General features: G+C 72.6%; 19 protein-coding genes. 12 read left to right on the top strand and 7 right to left on the bottom strand.

What is annotated here, in order from left to right:
• Positions 1-1,017: an SRPBCC family protein gene (locus tag E5082_RS21745; protein ID WP_135792922.1), complete on the top strand. Its 1,017-nt coding sequence runs from the start codon at positions 1-3 to the stop codon at positions 1,015-1,017.
• 62 nt (positions 1,018-1,079) lie between these two features.
• Here E5082_RS21745 and E5082_RS21750 read toward each other — a convergent pair whose 3' ends face one another.
• Together E5082_RS21750 and E5082_RS21755 are read right to left on the bottom strand one after the other, a co-directional pair.
• Entirely contained in the window at positions 1,080-2,273 is a 1,194-nt protein-coding gene (locus E5082_RS21750) for an epoxide hydrolase family protein (protein WP_135792923.1), read from the bottom strand.
• Between the two features lie 53 nt (positions 2,274-2,326).
• Positions 2,327-2,521, bottom strand: a complete 195-nt coding sequence (locus tag E5082_RS21755) for a DUF6480 family protein (protein ID WP_135792924.1) — start codon at positions 2,519-2,521, stop codon at positions 2,327-2,329.
• Positions 2,522-2,637: 116 nt separating this feature from the next.
• On the opposite strand from E5082_RS21755, the gene E5082_RS21760 reads away from it, so the two are divergent.
• The 4 genes from E5082_RS21760 (at position 2,638) to E5082_RS21775 (ending at position 7,250) form a co-directional block, all read left to right on the top strand.
• Complete coding sequence (locus E5082_RS21760; RefSeq protein WP_135792925.1) at positions 2,638-3,936, top strand: PP2C family protein-serine/threonine phosphatase; 1,299 nt, start codon at positions 2,638-2,640, stop codon at positions 3,934-3,936.
• A gap of 59 nt (positions 3,937-3,995) precedes the next feature.
• The gene (locus E5082_RS21765; RefSeq protein WP_308437582.1) at positions 3,996-5,141 is read left to right on the top strand and encodes an FUSC family protein; all 1,146 of its coding nucleotides are present in this window, start codon (positions 3,996-3,998) and stop codon (positions 5,139-5,141) included.
• 73 nt (positions 5,142-5,214) lie between these two features.
• The gene (ligD, locus tag E5082_RS21770; RefSeq protein ID WP_135792926.1) at positions 5,215-6,135 is read left to right on the top strand and encodes a non-homologous end-joining DNA ligase; all 921 of its coding nucleotides are present in this window, start codon (positions 5,215-5,217) and stop codon (positions 6,133-6,135) included.
• A complete protein-coding gene (locus E5082_RS21775) occupies positions 6,135-7,250 on the top strand; it encodes an amidinotransferase (protein ID WP_135792927.1) in 1,116 nt (371 codons plus the stop codon). The genes ligD and E5082_RS21775 overlap by 1 nt, the downstream gene beginning before the upstream one ends.
• A 19-nt stretch (positions 7,251-7,269) precedes the next feature.
• Here E5082_RS21775 and E5082_RS21780 read toward each other — a convergent pair whose 3' ends face one another.
• A complete protein-coding gene (locus tag E5082_RS21780; RefSeq protein ID WP_135792928.1) occupies positions 7,270-8,790 on the bottom strand; it encodes an MFS transporter in 1,521 nt (506 codons plus the stop codon).
• A 195-nt stretch (positions 8,791-8,985) separates the two neighbouring features.
• Between E5082_RS21780 and proP the strand changes: the two genes are divergently transcribed.
• Positions 8,986-10,482 (top strand): glycine betaine/L-proline transporter ProP, encoded by a 1,497-nt coding sequence (gene proP / locus E5082_RS21785; RefSeq protein ID WP_135792929.1) that lies wholly within the window; start codon positions 8,986-8,988, stop codon positions 10,480-10,482.
• Positions 10,483-10,560: 78 nt separating this feature from the next.
• Here the strand turns inward: proP and E5082_RS21790 are convergent, their stop codons facing one another.
• From E5082_RS21790 to E5082_RS21800, 3 genes are read right to left on the bottom strand one after another with little or no spacing between them, the layout of a single operon-like run.
• Positions 10,561-11,367, bottom strand: a complete 807-nt coding sequence (locus tag E5082_RS21790; RefSeq protein ID WP_135792930.1) for an SAM-dependent methyltransferase — start codon at positions 11,365-11,367, stop codon at positions 10,561-10,563.
• Between the two features lie 35 nt (positions 11,368-11,402).
• The gene (locus E5082_RS21795; RefSeq protein WP_030816380.1) at positions 11,403-11,660 is read right to left on the bottom strand and encodes a DUF397 domain-containing protein; all 258 of its coding nucleotides are present in this window, start codon (positions 11,658-11,660) and stop codon (positions 11,403-11,405) included.
• On the bottom strand, positions 11,657-12,535 hold the full coding sequence (locus tag E5082_RS21800; protein ID WP_135792931.1) for a helix-turn-helix domain-containing protein: 879 nt from the start codon (positions 12,533-12,535) through the stop codon (positions 11,657-11,659). The genes E5082_RS21795 and E5082_RS21800 overlap by 4 nt, the downstream gene beginning before the upstream one ends.
• Positions 12,536-12,697: 162 nt before the next feature.
• On the opposite strand from E5082_RS21800, the gene E5082_RS21805 reads away from it, so the two are divergent.
• On the top strand, positions 12,698-13,138 hold the full coding sequence (locus E5082_RS21805) for an ATP-binding protein (protein ID WP_135792932.1): 441 nt from the start codon (positions 12,698-12,700) through the stop codon (positions 13,136-13,138).
• On the opposite strand, the gene E5082_RS21810 is transcribed toward E5082_RS21805, so the two are convergent.
• Positions 13,139-14,593, bottom strand: a complete 1,455-nt coding sequence (locus tag E5082_RS21810) for a PP2C family protein-serine/threonine phosphatase (RefSeq protein WP_135792933.1) — start codon at positions 14,591-14,593, stop codon at positions 13,139-13,141.
• 32 nt (positions 14,594-14,625) lie between these two features.
• On the opposite strand from E5082_RS21810, the gene E5082_RS21815 reads away from it, so the two are divergent.
• The 5 genes from E5082_RS21815 to E5082_RS21835 all read left to right on the top strand — a co-directional run bounded on the left by E5082_RS21815 (position 14,626) and on the right by E5082_RS21835 (position 18,736).
• Complete coding sequence (locus E5082_RS21815; RefSeq protein WP_135792934.1) at positions 14,626-15,441, top strand: SAM-dependent methyltransferase; 816 nt, start codon at positions 14,626-14,628, stop codon at positions 15,439-15,441.
• Positions 15,442-15,532: 91 nt separating this feature from the next.
• Complete coding sequence (locus E5082_RS21820; RefSeq protein WP_135792935.1) at positions 15,533-16,120, top strand: lytic transglycosylase domain-containing protein; 588 nt, start codon at positions 15,533-15,535, stop codon at positions 16,118-16,120.
• Between the two features lie 189 nt (positions 16,121-16,309).
• Positions 16,310-16,630: a hypothetical protein gene (locus tag E5082_RS21825; protein WP_308437584.1), complete on the top strand. Its 321-nt coding sequence runs from the start codon at positions 16,310-16,312 to the stop codon at positions 16,628-16,630.
• Positions 16,627-17,832: a cupin domain-containing protein gene (locus tag E5082_RS21830; RefSeq protein ID WP_135792937.1), complete on the top strand. Its 1,206-nt coding sequence runs from the start codon at positions 16,627-16,629 to the stop codon at positions 17,830-17,832. Before E5082_RS21825 ends, E5082_RS21830 begins: the two co-directional genes overlap by 4 nt.
• A gap of 7 nt (positions 17,833-17,839) precedes the next feature.
• Positions 17,840-18,736 (top strand): sucrase ferredoxin, encoded by an 897-nt coding sequence (locus E5082_RS21835; RefSeq protein WP_135792938.1) that lies wholly within the window; start codon positions 17,840-17,842, stop codon positions 18,734-18,736.
• Positions 18,737-18,863: the final 127 nt, after the last annotated feature.

Raw genomic sequence — 18,863 nt, forward strand, 5'->3', positions numbered from 1 at the left:
ATGGCAGACACCAAGACCGACACCGACAAGGGTGACGCCAAGAAGCAGGCCGGCTCCGGCCTCGACGCGTTGCGCGACGAACTCGTCGACTTCCTCGGCGCCCAGGCGGAACACCTGGTGGAGAAGACGGGGGAAAGGCTCTCCGGCCTCACCCAGCAGCTCCTCGACTCGGCCGACAACGGCGGTGGCTTCCTCACCGGCGTCGGCAGCCGCGTCCTCAAGGGCGAGTCACCGCTGAAGGCACTGGTGGCCCAGAAGGCCGGGGACGTCAAGGACAAGGTGGTCGAGGGGGCGAAGAGCTTGTTCGGCAAGAGCAAGGGGAAGTCCGACAGACCCAAGATGACGAACATCATCGAGGTACTGGACATCGGACAGCCGCTGCGCACCACCTACGACCAGTGGACCCAGTACGACAAGTTCAGCGGCTTCACCAAGGGCGTGCTGAGCGTCTCCCAGCACGACGAGGTCACCAGCGACTGGAAGCTGAAGGTCGGCCCCTCCAAGCGCGGTTACAAGGCGTACGTGCAGGAGCAGATCCCGGACCAGCGGATCGTCTGGAACTCCGAGGGCCCCAAGGGCACCACCCACGGCGCTGTGACCTTCCACGAACTCGCCCCCACACTGACCCGTGTCGTCCTCGTCGTCGAGTACTTCCCGGCCGGCTTCTTCGAGAAGACCGGCAACATCTGGCGCGCCCAGGGCCGCCGTCTGCGGCTGGACTTCAAGCACTTCCAGCGCTACGTCAGCTTCCAGGACCCGGACGAGGTGGAGGGCTGGCGCGGCGAGATCCGCGACGGTGAGGTGGTCCGCACCCACGAGGAGGCCGTGGAGGAGGAGCAGCGAGAAGAAGGCGAAGAGGGCGAAGAGGGCGAAGAGGGAGAGGGCGACGAGGAGGAGTACGAGGACGAGTACGAAGCCGAGGAAGAGGACGAGGAAGCCCCCGGCGAAGAGGGCGACTACGAGGGCGACTACGAGGACGAAGAGGAAGAGGACGAGGAGGACGAGGAAGAGAGGTGAGACCCGTACCGCTCACCGGGCGCGCCCGCCCCCGCCACGACGGCCGCGCCCGGCGAGCATGCTCAGCGCTTCTGCAACTCCCGGAAGAACGCCCGGACATCGCCCACCAGCAGTTCCGGCTGCTCCATCGCCGCGAAGTGCCCGCCCCGGTCGAACTCCGTCCAGCGCACGATGTTGTCGTTCCGCTCCGCGAGATGCCGCAGCACGATGAAGTTCTCGCGCGGGAAAGCGGCGAACGCGGTCGGCGTACGGGACGGTTCGGGCGACTGCCCCCCATGGCCCGCGCGGGCACGCTCGTAGTAGATGCGCGCGGACGAACCCGCCGTACCCGTCAGCCAGTACAGCGTCACGTCGGTGAGCAGATGGTCGCGGCCGACGGCGTCCTCGGGGCGGTCCACCGAGTCGGTCCACTCCTTGAACTTCTCCGCGATCCAGGCCAGTTGGCCCACCGGGGAGTCGGTGAGGGCGTAGGAGAGGGTCTGCGGGCGGGTGGACTGGATGTCGGCGTACCCCTGCTGCTCGCGGCGCCACTGCTTCATCCGCTCCCAGGAGGCGAGGGTGCGGGTGCGTTCGGCCGGGCTCAGCGCGGCGAGTTCCTCGCCGGTCGGCTCGGCGGTCGCACCGGCGCCCGGGATGAGATTCAGGTGGACGCCGATCACGTTCTCGGGGCGGATGCGGCCCAGCTCGCGGGAGACGGCCGCGCCCCAGTCACCGCCCTGCGCGCCGTACCGCTCGTAGCCGAGGCGGTCCATCAGCTCCGCGAAGGCGGCCGCCGTCCTGCGGTACTCCCAGCCGGGCTCACGGGTCGGGCCGGAGAAACCGAAGCCGGGGATGCTCGGCAGCACCAGATGGAAGGCGTCGGCCGGGTCACCGCCATGCGCGCGGGGGTCGGTCAGCGGGCCCACGATCCGCTCGAACTCGGCGAAGGAACCGGGCCAGCCGTGCGTGACGATCAGCGGGGTGGCGTCCGGCTCCGGGGAGCGGATGTGCGCGAAGTGGATGTCCGCGCCGTCGACCGTCGTCATGAACTGCGGCCACTCGTTCAGCCGGGCCTCCGCCGCCCGCCAGTCGTACGTGTGCCGCCAGTACTCCGCCAGCTCGCGCAGATAGTCGCGCGGCACGCCGTAGTCCCAGCCCACCCCCGGCAGTTCGTCCGGCCAGCGGGTGCGGTCGAGGCGGTGGCGCAGGTCGGCCAGCTCGCTCTCCGGGATGTCGATGCGGAACGGTCGGATGCCGGAGTCCGGTGCGGTGGTCATGTCGGCGCAGCCTAGGCGCCCTGATCAACTCGGGCAGGTCTTTTCCGACACCCCTAGATCATCAGCGCCACGGCCATGGCGAGCAGGCCGATCGCGACCAGGGCCACCACCAGCATGATGAGGGTGAGCGGGACCGGCCCCCAGGCCCGGCGCGGCTCGGCGTGGGAGATGCCGGCCGAGGTGCTGCCCTCGGCGGGCGGGGTCTCGGTGGGCGGCACCCGGGGCCGCTCGGGTTCGGGACTCGTCATGACGGCCACTCCTCTCCTGGGCCGGGTCGTGTCGTCGGCCGAGTACCCATGGGCCGAACGGCTCTCGCCGGACGCCGCCCGTTGTTCCGGCCGGGCGGGCCGGGTACGTGCCCTGCATGGACGGCTTCGACGTGGACCAGGCGTTGCGGGAAGCGCTGGACCGGCTCACCCTGCTGGACCAGACCACCGCCGTACTGGCGAGCACGCTCGACGCGGCGGAGGGGATCAGCCGCGTGTGCCGGGTGCTCGTGCCCGCGCTGGCCGACTGGAGCGTGGGCGACCTGATGGACGAGGCGGGCCGGCTGGAGCGCGTCTGCGTCACCCGCCGGGAACCGGGCACCCCGATGGTCGCCATGACCGGTGTGCTGCCCGGCGTCGGGGAGGACTCCGACGACCCGTGGTCGCGGGTGCTGCGGGGAGCGGGCGCGCTGCTGCTGTCCGCCGAGCGGTTCGAGCCGGACCCGGAGACCCCCGACCCGCTCCACGCGCTCAACAACGAGCTGTTCGGGCGGCTGGGCGGCGGCTCGGGCATCGTCGCGCCGCTGCGTGCCCGGCGGCGGGTGCTCGGCGCGCTGACCCTGGTCCGCGAGCCCGGCCGGGCCCCGTTCGGGGAGGAGGACCTGGCGCTGGTGGAGGGGCTGGCGCACCGGGTGGCCCTAGCCGTGGACAACGCCCGGCTGCACGCCGAGGTGCAGACCATCGCCGAGCGCATGCAGCGCTCGCTGCTGCCCCGGCTGCCCGTCATCGACGGCCTGCGCATCGCCGCCCGCTACGTCCCCGCCGCCTCGTCCGCGCAGGTGGGCGGCGACTGGTACGACAGCTTCGAGTTGCCCCAGGGTGACATCGCGCTGATCATCGGCGACGTCACCGGCCACGACCTCCAGGCGGCGGTCGCCATGAGCCAGATCCGCAACATGCTGCGCGGCATCGCCTGCGACCGCCAGGAGCCGCCCGCCCGCATCCTGCGCCGGCTGGACCTGGCGATGGCCGTCCTCTACCCGCAACAGACCGCCACTTGCGTCTACGCCCTGCTCAAGGGACCGGAGAACGGCCGCTACCAACTGGACTGGGCGTCCGCCGGCCATCTGCCGCCACTGCTGATCACCCCGGCCGGGGACACCACGTACCTGGACACCGGGCGCGGCCTGGTGCTCGGCGTCGACCCCGAGAGCCCCCGCACCGGCGCCACGACCGTGCTGCCGCCCGCGAGCACCGTGCTGCTCTACACCGACGGCCTGGTCGAACGCCGGGGCGAGTCCCTCGACCACGGCCTCATCCGGCTGCGCCAGCACGCGGCCGCCCTGGTCGACCAGGAGCTGGACGTGATGTGCGAGGAACTGCTCACCGGCCTCGCCCCGGACGCCCAGGACGACGTGGCCCTGATCGCCCTGCGGCTGCCTCCCTCCGCTCTCTGACGGGGGCCGATGCGCGGGAGGCGGGCATGACAGGCGGGTCCGCGTGGCACCCGCCCTCTGTGCGAGGGATACATGCGGCATGGCAAGGGCTGACGGCGGACATCTCGGCGGCGGGCGCCGCGGCGCGACGGGCCTGGTCGGGGCCGGGCCGCGACCGCGACCTCGTGGTGCAGGTGCTCAAGGCCGCGCTCGCCGCCTGGGTGGCCTGGGCGGTGGCGGGCTGGTGGCTTCAGGCGCCGGTGGCCTTCGTCGCGCCCTGGGTGGCGGTGGTGCTGGTCGAGTCCACCGTCTACCGCTCCCTCACCCACGGCCTCCAGCAGCTGGCGGCTATCGCGGTGGGCACCATCGTCGCCACCGCCGTGGGGCTGCTGCTCCCGCACACCGAGGTCGCGATGGCGGTCGTCCTGCCACTGGTGCTGCTGCTCGGCCAGTGGCACCGGCTCGGCAGCCAGGGCATCTACGCCGCCACCGGCGCCCTGTTCAGCCTGACCGCCGGACCCGTCTCCGTCATCACCTCCGCCGCCCGGCTCGGCGAGGCGCTGTTCGGCGCGGCGGTCGGCCTCGCCGTCAACGCCCTGATCCGGCCGCCCGTCTATCTGCGCGACGCCCGCGCCGTGCTCCAGGACGCGGCCGACGAGGCCCACGACATCCTCCAGGAGGTGGCCCAGGGGCTCGCCGAGGGGAAACTCGACGCCGACGAGGCGTCCGGCTGGCACGACCGCGCCGTGCGGCTGTACCCCCTGGTCGAACAGGCCAAGGCCGCCGTCGGCTGGAACCGGGAGAGCCTGCGCGTCAACCTGCGCCACCGCCGCAGGGCCGTACCCCGGGCCGACCGGGGCTACGACGACGCGGCCACCGTGCTGGAGTACGCCGCCGTGCACACCGCGGGCGTCACCCGGACCGTGCTGGAGACCGTCTCCGACGAGGACCAGGCCGCCCGGCTGGAGCCGGGCCTGGCCCGGCACTACGCCCGCTACCTCGGTCTGACCGCGCACGCCCTGCGTCTGTACAGCAACAGCCGCTTCGGACCCGCGAGCGACGACGGGCTGCGCGACGCGGTGCACGACATGCGCCAGACGCTCCGGACACTGCGCCAGGACCTGGTCCGCACCACCACCGACGACCCCGGCGGCGTCGCCGTCTACGGCGCCCTGCTCACCCAGGCCCACCGCCTGGCCGACCAGATGGTGTCGTCCGCCGAGTGACCCGGTTACGGACCGCCGCCCCTCGGGTACCCGGCGGGACACGAGGGCCGAGCCTGGCTAGGGAGGGCGACGCATGACCGCCGAGGACCACAGGGTGCGCGCCGGGCGCCGTACCGTCGAGCTGCACCGGCCGGACAAGGTGCTCTTCCCGGCCGGCGGCGGTCACCCGGCGTACACCAAGGCGGACCTCGTGGCGTACTACCGCGAGGTGGCGCCCTTCATGCTGCCGGGGCTGCGCGGGCGGCCGCTGATGCTGGAGCGGTATCCCGACGGGATCGAGGGGCCCCGGTTCATGCAGAAGAACACCCCCGACCACTACCCGGAGTGGATCCCGCGGGCCGAGGTGCCCAAGGAAGGCGGCACGGTCCGCCACACCGTGTGCGACAGCGTCGCCACCCTGCTCCACCTCGCCGACCAGGCGTGTGTGACCCCGCACCGCTGGCTGTCCCGGGTGGACCACCTGGACGAGCCCGACCTGCTGGTCTTCGACCTCGACCCGGCCGAGGGCGCCGACGACTTCGGGCGGGTGCGCGAGGCGGCCCACTGGCTCGGCGAGGTGCTGCAGGAGCTGAAGCTGCCGTCGGTGCTGATGACCACCGGCTCGCGCGGTCTGCACGTCACCGTGCCGCTGCTGCCGAGGCAGGACTTCGACGCGGTGCGCGGCTTCGCCCGTGACGTGGCCGGCCTGCTCGTCGCCCGGCACCCCGACCGGCTGACCACGGCCGCCCGGAAACGGGACCGCGGCGACCGCCTCTACCTCGACGTGCAGCGCAACGGCTACGCCCAGACCGCCGTGGCCCCCTACGGCGTGCGCGCCCGCCCCGGCGCCCCGGTCGCCACCCCGCTCGCCTGGGACCAGCTCGACGACCCGGACCTCGGCCCCCGCCGCTGGACCATCGCCGACGCCGTCGACCAGGCCCGCACCCACCCCTGGCCCGCCCTGCGCGGCCACGCCCTGGACCCGGCCCGCCGCCGCCTGGAGGAGCTCGTGTGATGCAGACACCTTCGACCGCGGCCGCCGCCGATTCCCTCGTCTCCCCGGTCAGCTCCCACAACGAGTGGGACCCGCTGGAGGAGATCGTCGTCGGACGCCTCGAAGGCGCCACGATCCCCACCGGGCACCCCGTGGTGTCCTGCAACGTGCCCCGCTGGGCCGCCAGACTCCAGGGGCTCGCGGCCGGGCGAAGATACCCGCGCACACTGATCCGCCGGGCGCAGCGCGAGCTGGACCAGTTCGCCGGCCTGCTGCGCTCCCTGGGCGTCACGGTGACCCGCCCGGACGCCGTCGAGCACCGGCGACCCTTCGCCACCCCCGACTGGTCCGCCAAGGGCTTCTGCAACACCTGCCCCCGCGACAGCCTGCTCGTCGTCGGTGACGAGATCATCGAGACGCCGATGGCCTGGCCCTGCCGGTACTTCGAGACCCACTCCTACCGCGGCCTCCTCAAGGACTACTTCCGGCGCGGCGCCCGCTGGACCGCGGCCCCGAGACCCCAGCTCACCGACGAGCTGTACGAACGGGACTTCCGGGTGCCGGGACCGGACGAACCCATGCGGTACGTCCTCACCGAGTTCGAGCCGGTCTTCGACGCGGCGGACTTCGTACGCGCCGGGTACGACCTCTTCGTGACCCGCAGCAACGTCACCAACGCCATGGGGATCGAGTGGCTGCGCCGGCACCTCGGGCCCCGGTACCGGGTCCACGAGATCGAGAGCCGCTGCCGTACGCCCATGCACATCGACACCACCTTCGTCCTGCTCGCACCGGGCAAGGTGATGGTCAACCCGGAGTACATCGACGTCGACCGGCTGCCCGAGGTGCTGAAGTCGTGGGACGTGCTCGTGGCGCCGGAGCCCGACCCGATCCACGACCCCCTGCTCAAGGTCACCTCGATGTGCGGCAAGTGGCTCAGCATGAACGTGCTGATGCTCGACGAGAAGCGAGTGGTCGTCGAGCGCCACCACACCGGCATGGTGCGCGCGCTCCAGCAGTGGGGGTTCGAGACGATCCCCTGCGAGCTGCTGCACTACGCGCCCTTCGGCGGCTCCTTCCACTGCGCCACCCTCGACGTCCGGCGCCGGGGCGAGGCGCAGTCCTACTTCCCCTGATCCGGCCGGCCTCGGAGGCTCAGGTGTGCCGGGCGTGCACCGGGCTGTTGGCCACCTCGTCCGGGCACTTCCGGTGGGCCAGCCGCCCCGGCCGGTCACGGCGCCAGTCGAACGCGGCGAGCGCCAGGGAGGCGGCCATGCCGGCCAGCGCGGCGACCAGGGCCGTGACGAGCGCGGTGCGGTAGTCGCCGTGGGTGCCGCCGAGCACCACGTAGAACAGGCCGGGCAGCGCGGCCGTACCCACCGCGGCGCCGAGCCGTTGCCCGGTCTGCAGCGCGCCCCCGGCCGCGCCCGCCATCCGCACCGGGACGTCGCGCAGCGTCATGGTGATGTTGGGGGACACCACGAAGCCGGAGCCGATACCGCCGACGAACAGCACCGGCGCGGCCACCCAGGGCGCGATGCCGAGCGGCGCCAGCCGCAGCAGCAGCGCGGTGCCGCCGAGGCCCAGGATCACCCCCACCAGGCCGCCCACCGTCAGCACCCGGCCGAACCGCTCCACCAGTCGCCCGGCGAGCACGGCCGCGCTCGCCGAACCGATCGCGAAAGCCGTCACGGCGAGGCCCGACTTGAGGGGGGAGTAGCCGAGCCCGTGCTGGTAGAACAGCGCGAACACCAGCCACACCCCGCTGAAGCCGACGAAGTACAGCGTGCCCACCCCCGCGCCGACCGCGTAGCCGCGCACCGTGCTGAACAGCCGCGGATCGAGCAGCGGCTGCTTCTCACGGGCGACCAGGCGCCGCTGCCACAGCACGAAGGCGACCAGCAGCACCACCGCGACCGGGAACAGCCACCACAGCCGCGCGAGGCCGCCCGAATCCGCCTGGACCAGCGGATACATCAGCGCCAGCACCCCGGTGCCGAGCAGCAGGATGCCCGGCACGTCGACGGTCCCGTGCCCCTTGCGTTCGATGCGGGGCAGCAGCCGGCGGCCCAGCAGGACCGCGAGCAGCCCGATGGGGACGTTGACGTAGAAGATCCACCGCCAGCCCTGCTCGCCGGAGGCCAGGGCGAGGATGGCGCCGCCGGTGATCGGGCCGACGGCGGAGGATATGCCCACGGTCGCGCCGAAGAAGCCGAAGGCCCGCCCGCGCTCCTCGCCCCGGAACATCTGCTGGATCAGCGCCGAGTTCTGCGGCGCCATGAACCCCGCCGCCAGCCCCTGGCAGAGCCGCGCCAGCACCAGCAGCGTGATGTCCGGCGCCGCGCCGCACGCCGCGCTGAAGATCACGAACCCGCTGAGCGCCAGCAGGAAGATACGGCGCCGGTCCAGCGCGTCGCCCAGCCGCCCGGCGGTGACCAGCGCGAGCGCGAAGGTCAGGGCGTACCCGGACACCACCCACTGCACCTCGGCCGGGGTGGCGTGCAGATCCCGCTGGATGGTGGGGAGCGCGACCGCGACGATCGTCACGTCCAGCAGGCTCATGAAACCGGCGACCAGGGTCACCCACAGGGCCCGCCACCGGCGGGGGTCCGGCTCGTACCCGTCCTCGGGGGCGGACGGCCGCCCGCCGCCCGCCGTCGACGCCGACGCAGTCACCAGGGCTCCTCTCACCGGGGACGAACACCGGGCATGCGAGTTCCCCCAAGGCTCCCCGTCACGCACCGGCACTCGTACGGCCCCATTTCGATCACCCTCGGTAGCAGCGCGACCGCGCAGTGAAGAGGATCGTTTGAGCGCGCGCGGACTGCGCAGGTGTTCTGCTTGAAAACGTGTACGGCGAAAGGAACACCCATGGCGGCCCTCGACAACGAAGATCCGGTGGACCCCGGGGCGGTCAGACGCCACCGTCTGCTGTTCCGCGCGATCGAGCGGCGGCGCAATCCCAAGCTGCGACGCAGCGACATCACCGTGACGGACCAGGCCGCCGTGAAGCGCGCCACCAAGGCGGCCGCGCTCGGCAACGCCATGGAGTGGTACGACTTCGGCATCTACAGCTACCTCGCCGCCACCCTCGGCAAGGTGTTCTTCCCCTCGGGGAACGACACGGTGCAGTTGCTCAGCTCCTTCGCCACCTTCGCCGTCGCCTTCCTGGTGCGCCCGCTCGGCGGCATGGTCTTCGGCCCGCTCGGCGACAAGATCGGCCGTAAGCGCGTCCTGTCCATGACCATGATCATGATGGCGGTGGGCACCTTCGCCATCGGTCTGATCCCCTCGCACGCCGCCATCGGCCTGTGGGCCCCGGCCCTGCTGATCCTCTTCCGGCTCATCCAGGGCTTCTCGACCGGCGGCGAGTACGGCGGCGCCTCCACCTTCATCGCGGAGTACGCCCCGGACAAGCGGCGCGGATTCTTCGGCAGCTTCCTGGAGTTCGGCACACTGGCCGGCTACGTCGGCGCCTCCGGCCTGGTCGTCGTCCTGAGCACCGTGTTCAGCGAGGACCAGATGCTGCACTGGGGCTGGCGCATCCCGTTCCTGGTCGCGGCGCCGCTCGGCTTCATCGGCCTCTACCTGCGGCTCAAGCTCGACGAGACCCCCGCCTTCCAGAAGCTGGAGGGCGGCAACGTCCGGGCTACCGAGGCCGCCGACGCCGTGGAGACCTCGGCCACCGCCGACCTCGGCAAGATCTTCACCCGGTACTGGCGGCCGCTGGTGCTGTGCCTCGCGCTCGTCGCGGCGTACAACATCACCGACTACATGCTGCTGTCCTACATGCCGACCTATCTGTCGGACGAGCTGGGCTACCCCACCAACCACGGGCTGCTGATCCTGCTGCTGGTGATGGTGCTCCAGATGTGCGTCATCAGCCAGGTCGGCCGGCTCTCGGACCGCTTCGGGCGCAAGCCGCTGCTGATGGCCGGGATGCTCGGATTCGTCTTCCTGTCCGTGCCGGCGTTCCTGCTCATCCGGCAGGGCAGCGTCGTCCTCATCGCGCTGGGCCTGCTCATGATGGGCCTCTCCCTGGTAGCGATGCTCGGCACGATGTCGGCGGCGCTCCCGGCGATCTTCCCGACCCAGGTGCGCTACGGCTCCCTGTCGGTGGCCTACAACCTCGCCACCTCCGTCTTCGGCGGCACGACCCCGCTGGTGATCACCTACCTGATCAGCGTCTTCCACACCAACCTCATGCCCGCCTACTACGCCACCGCGGCCGCGGTCGTCGGTGTGATCGCGGTGCTGTGCATGAAGGAGACGGCCAACAAGCCGCTCGCGGGCTCGCCCCCGTCCGTGGAGACGGAGCAGGAGGCCGCGGAGATCGTCCAGGCCCAGGCTCCGGCGCCCAGGTTCTGACCCGCACCGGACCCCGCACGACGGAACGCCCCCGGCCATCGCGGCACGGGGGCGTTCCGTCGTCCGGGACCGCGGGGCCTACGGCTTGATGCCCACCGCGGTCCACAGGCTGACCTCCGCGTCCGTGGCGGTCGGCTCGGCGTCCGGGCGCCAGCGGTGGCCGACCTGGACACCGGGCTCCAGCAGCTCCAGCCCGTCGAAGAAGCGCGCCACGTCCGCGCGGGAGCGGAACTGCACCGGGGTCCCGGCACCGTTGTAGATGTCGGCGACCTTCTGCCAGGTCGGCGCGTCGAAGTCGGGCGTGCAGTGGCTCAGGGCCAGCGCGCTGCCCGAGGGGAGCACGTCCAGCAGCCGGCTGACGATGCCGTACGGGTCCCGGTCGTCCGGCACGAAGTGCATCAGGGCGTTCAGGGACAGCGCGACCGGCCGCTTCATGTCCAGCACGTCGGTCAGCTCGGGGGCGTCCAGCAGCGACCGTGGGTCGTTGACGTCCGCCTCGATGTACGCGGTGCGCCCCTCGGCGGTGCTGCGCATCAGGCGCTCGGCGTACTTGAGGACCAGCGGGTCGTTGTCGGCGTACACCACCCGCGCGTCGGCCACCACGGACTGGGCGACCTGGTGCAGGTTGGGCTCGGTGGGGATGCCGGTGCCGATGTCCAGCCACTGCCGGATGCCGTGCTCCCGGGCGAGGACGCGGGTGGCGCGGTGCATGAAGGCGCGGTTCTCGCGGGCGCACACGAAGATGCCGGGATAGACGGACGCCACCGCCTCGGCGGCGTGCTTGTCTATCTCGAAGTGGTCCTTGCCGCCCAGGTAGTAGTCGTACATCCGGGCGGAGTGGGGCCTGCTGGTGTCGATGTCCCGCGCCGCGTGTGAGTTGGTCATCCTGTCCCTTTTCGGTGTGTGCGTGGGGGGAGAAGTCAGCCGTTGGTCAGATGGTCGGCGAGGCCCCGCTTGACCCCCGCGACGAACGCGGTGATCTCCTCCGGGGTGTAGATCAGCGCGGGTCCGGCGGGGTCGGTCGACTGGCGCAGCGCCACCCGGCCGTCGGCGAGCCGCTTGGTCTGCACGCACTGGCCGCCGTTGGGGCCGCTCCAGGGGGACTCCCACCCCTGCTCGCCGAGGTCGGAGGCGGGCATCCCGTTGTAGGCGTGGCCGCGGCCGTCGATGGTGGTCATGAGTACTCCTTGCGCATGCGGTTCAGGAGTGCCCTGCTCTGCGCGTCGGAGGACAGCAGGGACATGCGGTTGTGCGCCTCCAGATGGGCGACGACGTCGGAGCGCTGGTCCAGGTACATCGCGCCGGAGAGGATCTCGCTGTAGACGATGTCCGGCAGTTCCGGCTCCTCGAACCGGAAGTACGTGAACGGCGCGCACGCCCCCACATGGGCACCGGCGGTGAACGGCACCACATCGACGCTGACGTGCGGCAGCTCGGAGAACTCCAGCAGCCGGTCGATCTGCTCCCGCATCACCTCCGGCCCGCCCACCACCCGGTGCAGCACGGCCTCCTCCATCACGACCCACAGCGTCGGCGAGTCTTCCCGCTCCAGCAGGGCGCTGCGGCGCAGCCGCAGGTCCACCCGGCGCGCCAGGTCCTCGTCGCCCTCGTTCGGGAAGCCGCCGGAGAGTACGGCGCGCGCGTACGCGTGGGTCTGGAGCAGGCCCGTCACATAGTGCGGCTCGTAGGTGCGCAGGGTCTTCGCGCCCGTCTCCAGGCTCACGTACGCGCTGAACCACCCCGGCACCACGTCACGGTAGGCGTGCCACCAGCCCGGCTCGTTGGCCCGCTCGGCGAAGGCGACGAACTCGTCCCGCTCCTGCCGGCCGGCGCCGTACGTCTCCAGCAGCTTCTCCACATAGAGCGGCTTGAGCGCCACCTCGGCCTTCTCCAGCCGGCGGATGGTCAGCGCCGTGACCCTGAGCGCCCGCGCCGCCTCCTCCAGCGAGACACCCGCCTCCAGGCGCCGCTCCTGCAGCCTGCGGCCCAGGACCATGCGCAGCACGGTGGGCGCACTCGCGCCGCTGCCCGCGCTCGAACGGCCTTCACTCACGCCCTACCTCCTGATGGGCTGTCACTCATAAGAGTGTGACAGGGAGTTGGTGAATCAACCAGACGGATAGCGGCTCTCTGTAATTATCAGGGAGTCGGTTGCAGCCTGAACTCGCTTGCGAGCATAGTTACTTGAGTGAACGCCTCAAGGAAGGCAATCATCGTGACCCCCACCACGACCTCGTCACCGGACCTGCTGGACATCGCGGACCCGGACCAGACGCACTGGATCACTCTGCTCTCGCACCATTCCAGCGTCCGGATCGCCCGCCGCTCCATGCGGCACCGGCTGAGCGGCTGGCCGCTGCCGGGAGAGCTCTGCGCGGATGCCGTGCTGCTCGTCTCCGAGCTGGCCACCAACGCCGTCCTGCACACCTCCAGCGTGCGCATCCTCTGCGGGATCGGCATCGTCGCCCCCGGCCGCCTGCGCGTCGAGGTGCACGACCACGACTACTCCGGCCAGGGCCTCACCCGGCGCGAACCGGGCCCGGACGACGAGGGCGGCCGGGGGCTGGTGCTCGTCGAGCATCTCGCCGACTCCTGGGGGGTCGACCGCTCCCGGCTCACCAGCGGCAACGCGGTCTGGGCGACCCTGAGTGCCTGATCAGCCTTCCGTGGGCGTGAGTTCGGCCAGGAGCAGGGTCCGGTCGTCCGTGCCGTTCGTGCCGGAGGGTGCGTGCAGCAGGTGCTCGCACAGGGCGGGCAGATCGGCGCCCAGTCCGGGAGCGGCGGCGTCCAGGGAGTCGGCCAGGCGGGTTATCTGATGGTCGATGTCGGCGTCACGGGACTCCACCAGACCGTCGCTGTACAGCACCAGCAGCGCGGGCTCCGGAACGCTGAACACGGTCGCCTCGTAGTGGCCGGTGCCGAGCCCCAGGGGCAGGCCGGGCTCGGTCAGGGGGACCGGGACCGTCTTCCCCTCCGGGCCGCGCAGCAGCGGGGGCGGATGGCCGGCGCTCACCAGGGTGCAGGTGCGCTCCCTCGGCGACCACTCGGCGTAGACACAGGTGGCGAAGGAAGCGCCGGGCGTGTCGCAGGCCAGGGCGTCCAGCCGCCGCACGAGATCCACCGCCGGTATGTCGAACCCGGCGAACGCCCTCACGGCCGTTCGGAGTTGCAGCATGGCGACGGCGGACTCCGGGCCGTGGCCCATCGCGTCGCCCACGATCAGGCTGACCCGCCCGTCCGGCCGCCGCAGCACGTCGTACCAGTCGCCGCCTATCACCGTGTCCTCGCCGGCGGGCAGCGAGCCGTGGCTCACCCGGCATCCCTCGAACCGCTGGAGCGTGCCCGAGGGCAGGCTGCCCCGGATGGCCAGCGTGGTGCGCCGCTCGTGCTCGTAGCGGCGGGCGTTGTCCAGGGCGACCGAGGCCCGCGCCGCCAGGGCCTCCACGGCCGTCACCTCGGTGGACCCGAACGGCTCCCGGTCCGGGCCGCGCGTGCAGGCGACGAAACCGATCATGACCTCCCGCAGCCGCAGCGGCACGATCAGGAAGGACGCGGTCCGTAACAACTCCTCCATCCGCGCGTCCCCGTTGCCAGACGCGCGCAACCGCGCGGAGGTGTGCGGGTCCACCGAGTCCAGCAACTGCGCCTGCCCGGAGGACAGCGCGCGGGCGTACGGCGTCTCGCGGGGGAAGACGATCACCTCGCCGACCGGCAGCAGCTTCTCCCAGTCCTCCCGCGCGTCCGCCCCCACCCGCAGCGCCAGCCGGTGTGCCTCGATCCGCGGCGGGTCCGGCGCCATGCCCGCCTGCTCCCCCCGACGCCACCGCTCCAGCAGGTACACCGAGGCCGCGTCGGCGAAGGCGGGGGCCAGCGCGTGGGTGAACTGGCTGCCGGTCAGCGGCAGATCGAGCGCCGAGCCGATCGCGTCGGCGGCGGGGGAGAGGAGCGGCCGGCGCGGCGAGGTCCGGACGTCGGGCGGTTCGCCGATGCGGCTGCGCGGGTCGTTCCGCAGAGTCGTGCCTTTCCGGGGGTGAGGGCGACCGACCGCGCGCCGGGCCCGGGGAGGCGGGGCGGGGCGTCGCTCGTCGTTCCGGGCAACTATATGATGCATCGTCAAGTCGCATCCTAGGAAAGGAAGTTGCGATGTCCGACAGTGCGGTTGCGGGTTCCGGGGCAGAGCCCGACAAGGCGAGCGTCGCCCGGATGTACGACGCGATGCTGGGCGGACAGCACAACTTCGCCATCGACCGGGAGGCGGTGGCCGCCTTCACCGCCATCGACCCCCGGGTGCGTACCCTCGCACGGGCCAACCGGGACTTCCTCGGCCGGGCCGTGCGCTTCCTGATCGACTCCGGGGTACGGCAGTTCATCGACCTCGGCTCCGGCATCCCCACCCAGGGCAACGTCCACGAGGTGGCCCAGGCGGCCGACCCGGACGCCCGCGTGGTGTACGTGGACAACGATCCCGTCGCCGTGGCGCACAGCGCGTCCCTGCTCGCGGACAACCCGTGCGCGGACATCGTCGACGGCGACATCCGCAGGCCCGCCGGCATCCTCGAGGCACCGCAGCTCCGCAAGCTGATCGACTTCGAGCAGCCCGTCGCCGTACTGATGATCACGATCCTGCACTTCATCACCCCGGAGGAGGACCCGCACACCCTCGTGGGCACCTTCCGGGACGCGCTGCCCGAGGGGAGCTGGCTGGCGCTGTCCCACGCGACCAACCAGGACCGCCCCGACACCGCCGCCGCCGTGGGGCAGCTCTACCGCTCCCGCGCCACCTCCCCGGTGACCGCCCGCTCGTACGAGGAGATCCTCGGCCTCTTCGACGGCTTCGAGCTCGCTGAGCCCGGCCTGGTCCACGTCCCGCTGTGGCGTCCCGACCCGGCCGAGGCGCTCCCGGACAACCCGACCGAGTACTGGGTGTACGCCGGGGTCGGGCGGACCAGCGCCGGGTAGGGGATTGAGGGCGGGGCGCACGGGCACCCGGTGGCCAGAAGGACGGCGGGCGTTCCGCCGTCCGGCTGCTGTCAGGGGAAAGGCCGTGCTCATGGACAGAAGACCGACCCGGGCTGCGCACGATCCCGGTCGTGCCCCCACCCCGCCCCTGCTCCCCGGCGGCTACGACCCGGCCGACTACGCCGGGACCGTCGCCCGCAGTGCCGAGACGGCCGGGGTGTCGCCGGTGCTGCTGATGACCGTCCTGCACAACGAGGCGTACAAACCGCACCACCCGCTCCTCGAACGTCTCTGGCAGTGGTGGAAGCCCGGCGCGTCCTTCGGCGTGGCCAACATGCACCGTGCGGCCTTCGAATCGGTCCGGCGCGCGTACGGCCTGTCGGGGCGGTGGGAGGACCTGCGGGACGATCCCGCGTTCGCCGTCCGCGTCGCGGCCCTGCACCTGAAGGACCTCGACCGGGCCCTTCCGCGCACCCACGTGCGCCGCTACACCCGCGACGAACTGCTCGCCCTCGGCTACAACGCGGGCGCACGGAACATGCGGGCCTTCGCGCGGGGCGTCCCGCCGGGGCCCATGGCGCGGTCGTACCTGCGGCGCTACCGCGAGTACCGGGGCCGGGCCACCGACGCGCTGGCCGAGGGCGGCAGGCCGCGCGACCCGGACGCGGTCGCTGGCTGAGCCGCCGGCCGCCGAAACGGCCCACCGGATGCAGACGGCCGCTTTCTGGGTGACGGTAGTCGCAGGGGCCCGCCGGCCCGCAGCGCGTCGTCGGAGGGTCCACCACGGCGACGGCGAGGAGGAACTGTGGCTACTTCTGATCACCAGCACGAGGGCCCCGCGGACGGCGGGGCGGCCGGCGAGCCCGGCGTGCACGACGGCGGTGCGGACGGCAGCGCCGAAGGTCCCGCGGACGGCGGCGCGGCGGGCGTTCCCGGCGTGCACGACGGCGGTGCGGACGGCAGCGCCGAGGGCCCCGCGGACGGTGGCGCCGCCGGTGTCCCCGGCGTCCACGACGGCGGAGCCGACGGTGGCGCGGACGAGGGTGCCGAGGGCCCCGCGGACGGTGGCGCCGCCGGCGTTCCCGGCGTCCACGACGGTGGGGCCGACGGCGGTGCCGAGGGCCCGGCCGACGGCGGTGCCGCCGGTGAGCCCGGCGTCCACGACGGCGGTGCGGACGGCAGCGCTTGACCGGCCCGGCCGGCGACTTCCCTGATCCCGGCACCCGTGGGGGTGCCGGGATTCTGGAGCGCCGTCTGACCGGTCTCGGCCCTGACGTCTTCGCACGGGACGTCTGGTCGCGCACCGCGCTGCTCACCCGGCACGCGAGCGACTTCTCCGACGTGTTCGACGCCGGCGCGGCGGACGAACTCCTCGCGCGCCGGGGCCTGCGCACGCCCTTCCTCCGCGTCGCCAAGAACGGCACCGTGCTCCCCGAGTCGTCCTTCACCTCGCCCGGTGGAGTCGGCGCCACCATCGCCGACCAGCTCGACGACACCGCGCTGTGGCGGCTGTTCGCCGACGGCGCCACCCTGGTGCTCCAGGCTCTCCAGCGCACCTGGGCGCCGGCCGGGGAACTGTGCGCCGCTCTGAGCGCCGAACTGGGGCACCCCGTGCAGGCCAACGCCTACATCACCCCGCCGCAGAGCCAGGGCTTCGACGACCACTACGACGTCCACGACGTGTTCGTCATCCAGATCCAGGGCAGCAAGCGCTGGCTCGTCCACGAGCCCGTGCACCGCGATCCGCTCAGGGACCAGCCCTGGACCGGCCACCGGGCCGCCGTCGCCGAGGCGGCGGAGGGGCCCGCGTACATCGACACCGTGCTGGAGCCCGGCGACGTCCTCTATCTGCCGCGCGGCTGGCTGCACGCCGCCCGCGCCAAGGGCGAGGTCTCCGTCCACCTGACGCTCGGCGTCCACGTCTGGACCCGGTACGCGCTGGCCGAACAGCTCGCCGAGGCAGCCCTCGCCGCACTGCGCGAGGACCCCTGGACCCGCGCCACGCTGCCGCTCGGCGCCGATGCCACGGCCGACGTGCTCGACGGCGTCCGTGAACGCCTCACCGCCGCGCTGTCCGACGCCGACCCCGCCCCCCAGTTCCACCGCACCCGGCGTGGCCAGGGCCGTCCGGCACCGCTCGGCCCGCTGGCCCAGCTCGCCGCCGTCGAGGCCCTCGCCCCCCAGTCGCCCGTACGCCTGCGCCAAGCCCTGGAAGCCCGGCTGGAGGGGGACCGCCTGATGACCCGCGTCGGCTGGCTCGACCTCCCCGCGACCGACCTGCCCGCCGTGACCCGCCTGCTCGACGGCGAGGTCCGTACGGCCGCTGACCTCGGGCTCCCCCTCGCCGGACGGCTGCTCCGCGCGGGCGTGCTGGTGCCGGGCGGACAGTAGCGGCCCGGTGACCACCACAGACCGGTTCTTCTGCGCCGACGCCGCCCGGATACGCGGCGACTTTCCCGCGGGCACCGCGCCGCGCGGCGCGGTCTGGGTGCTGATCGAGTACCGGGGCGCGTGGCCGGCCAACGGCTACGACGGCATCGACCTGGACCCGGTGGTCAAGGCCCACGTCTGGGCCGCCGCCCACGCAGTGCGCGCCCGCATCTTCCTCGTCCGGCGGCTCGCCCGTCCCAGACCCGAGGGGCCCGGCCGCTGGGCCGTACTGCACTACGAGCGGTCGGGCGCCTACCGCCAGCGCTGGGGCACCTGGAGCAGCGACCAGGACCTCGTGGAGATCGCCGAGGCCCTCCGGTCGCCGGGCCGTCTCGACCAGCCGCCGGTCGTCCTGGTCTGCGCGCACGGGCAGCACGACATCTGCTGCGCGGTACGCGGCCGGCCGGTGGCGCGGGCGCTCAGCGAGCGGTGGCCCAACCTCGTCTGGGAGTGCACCCACGTGGGCGGGGACCGGTTCGCCGCCAACGTCGTCGTCGTGCCCGACGGGACGTACTACGGCCTCCTCGACCCCGTCTCGGCCGTCGGGGTGGTCGAGGAGCACCTCGCCGGGCGCGTCCACCCCGACTTCCTGCGCGGGTACACCGACCTCGCCCCGCCCCAGCAGGTCGCCGTCGCCGCGCTGCTCGCCCGCTTCGGCCCGGCCGGCCGGCACGACTACACGGTCACCGGCACGGCCCGCGACGGCGACGTCTGGCGCGTCCGCGTCGAACTGCACGCGCCGCACCCGACCGCGTTCGACATCGAGGTGCACGCCCACCGCACGGCCCCCTACCGGCTCACCTGCCGGGGCCCCGTACCGAGCCCGGCGGTCGCCTACGAGGTGCGGTCCATCCACCCGGCCTGACCGCCTGCCCCTCGGCCCGGACACGTACGACGACATCCGCGCCTCCCTGACGGCCCGCCTGGCGGAGCACGAGGCGCACCGGGACACGGCGTACTCGGTGGTCAGCGAGGAATCCGACGCCACGTGA

This window comes from Streptomyces griseoluteus, assembly GCF_004784465.1.
GTDB classification, from domain to species: Bacteria; Actinomycetota; Actinomycetes; order Streptomycetales; family Streptomycetaceae; genus Streptomyces; species Streptomyces griseoluteus.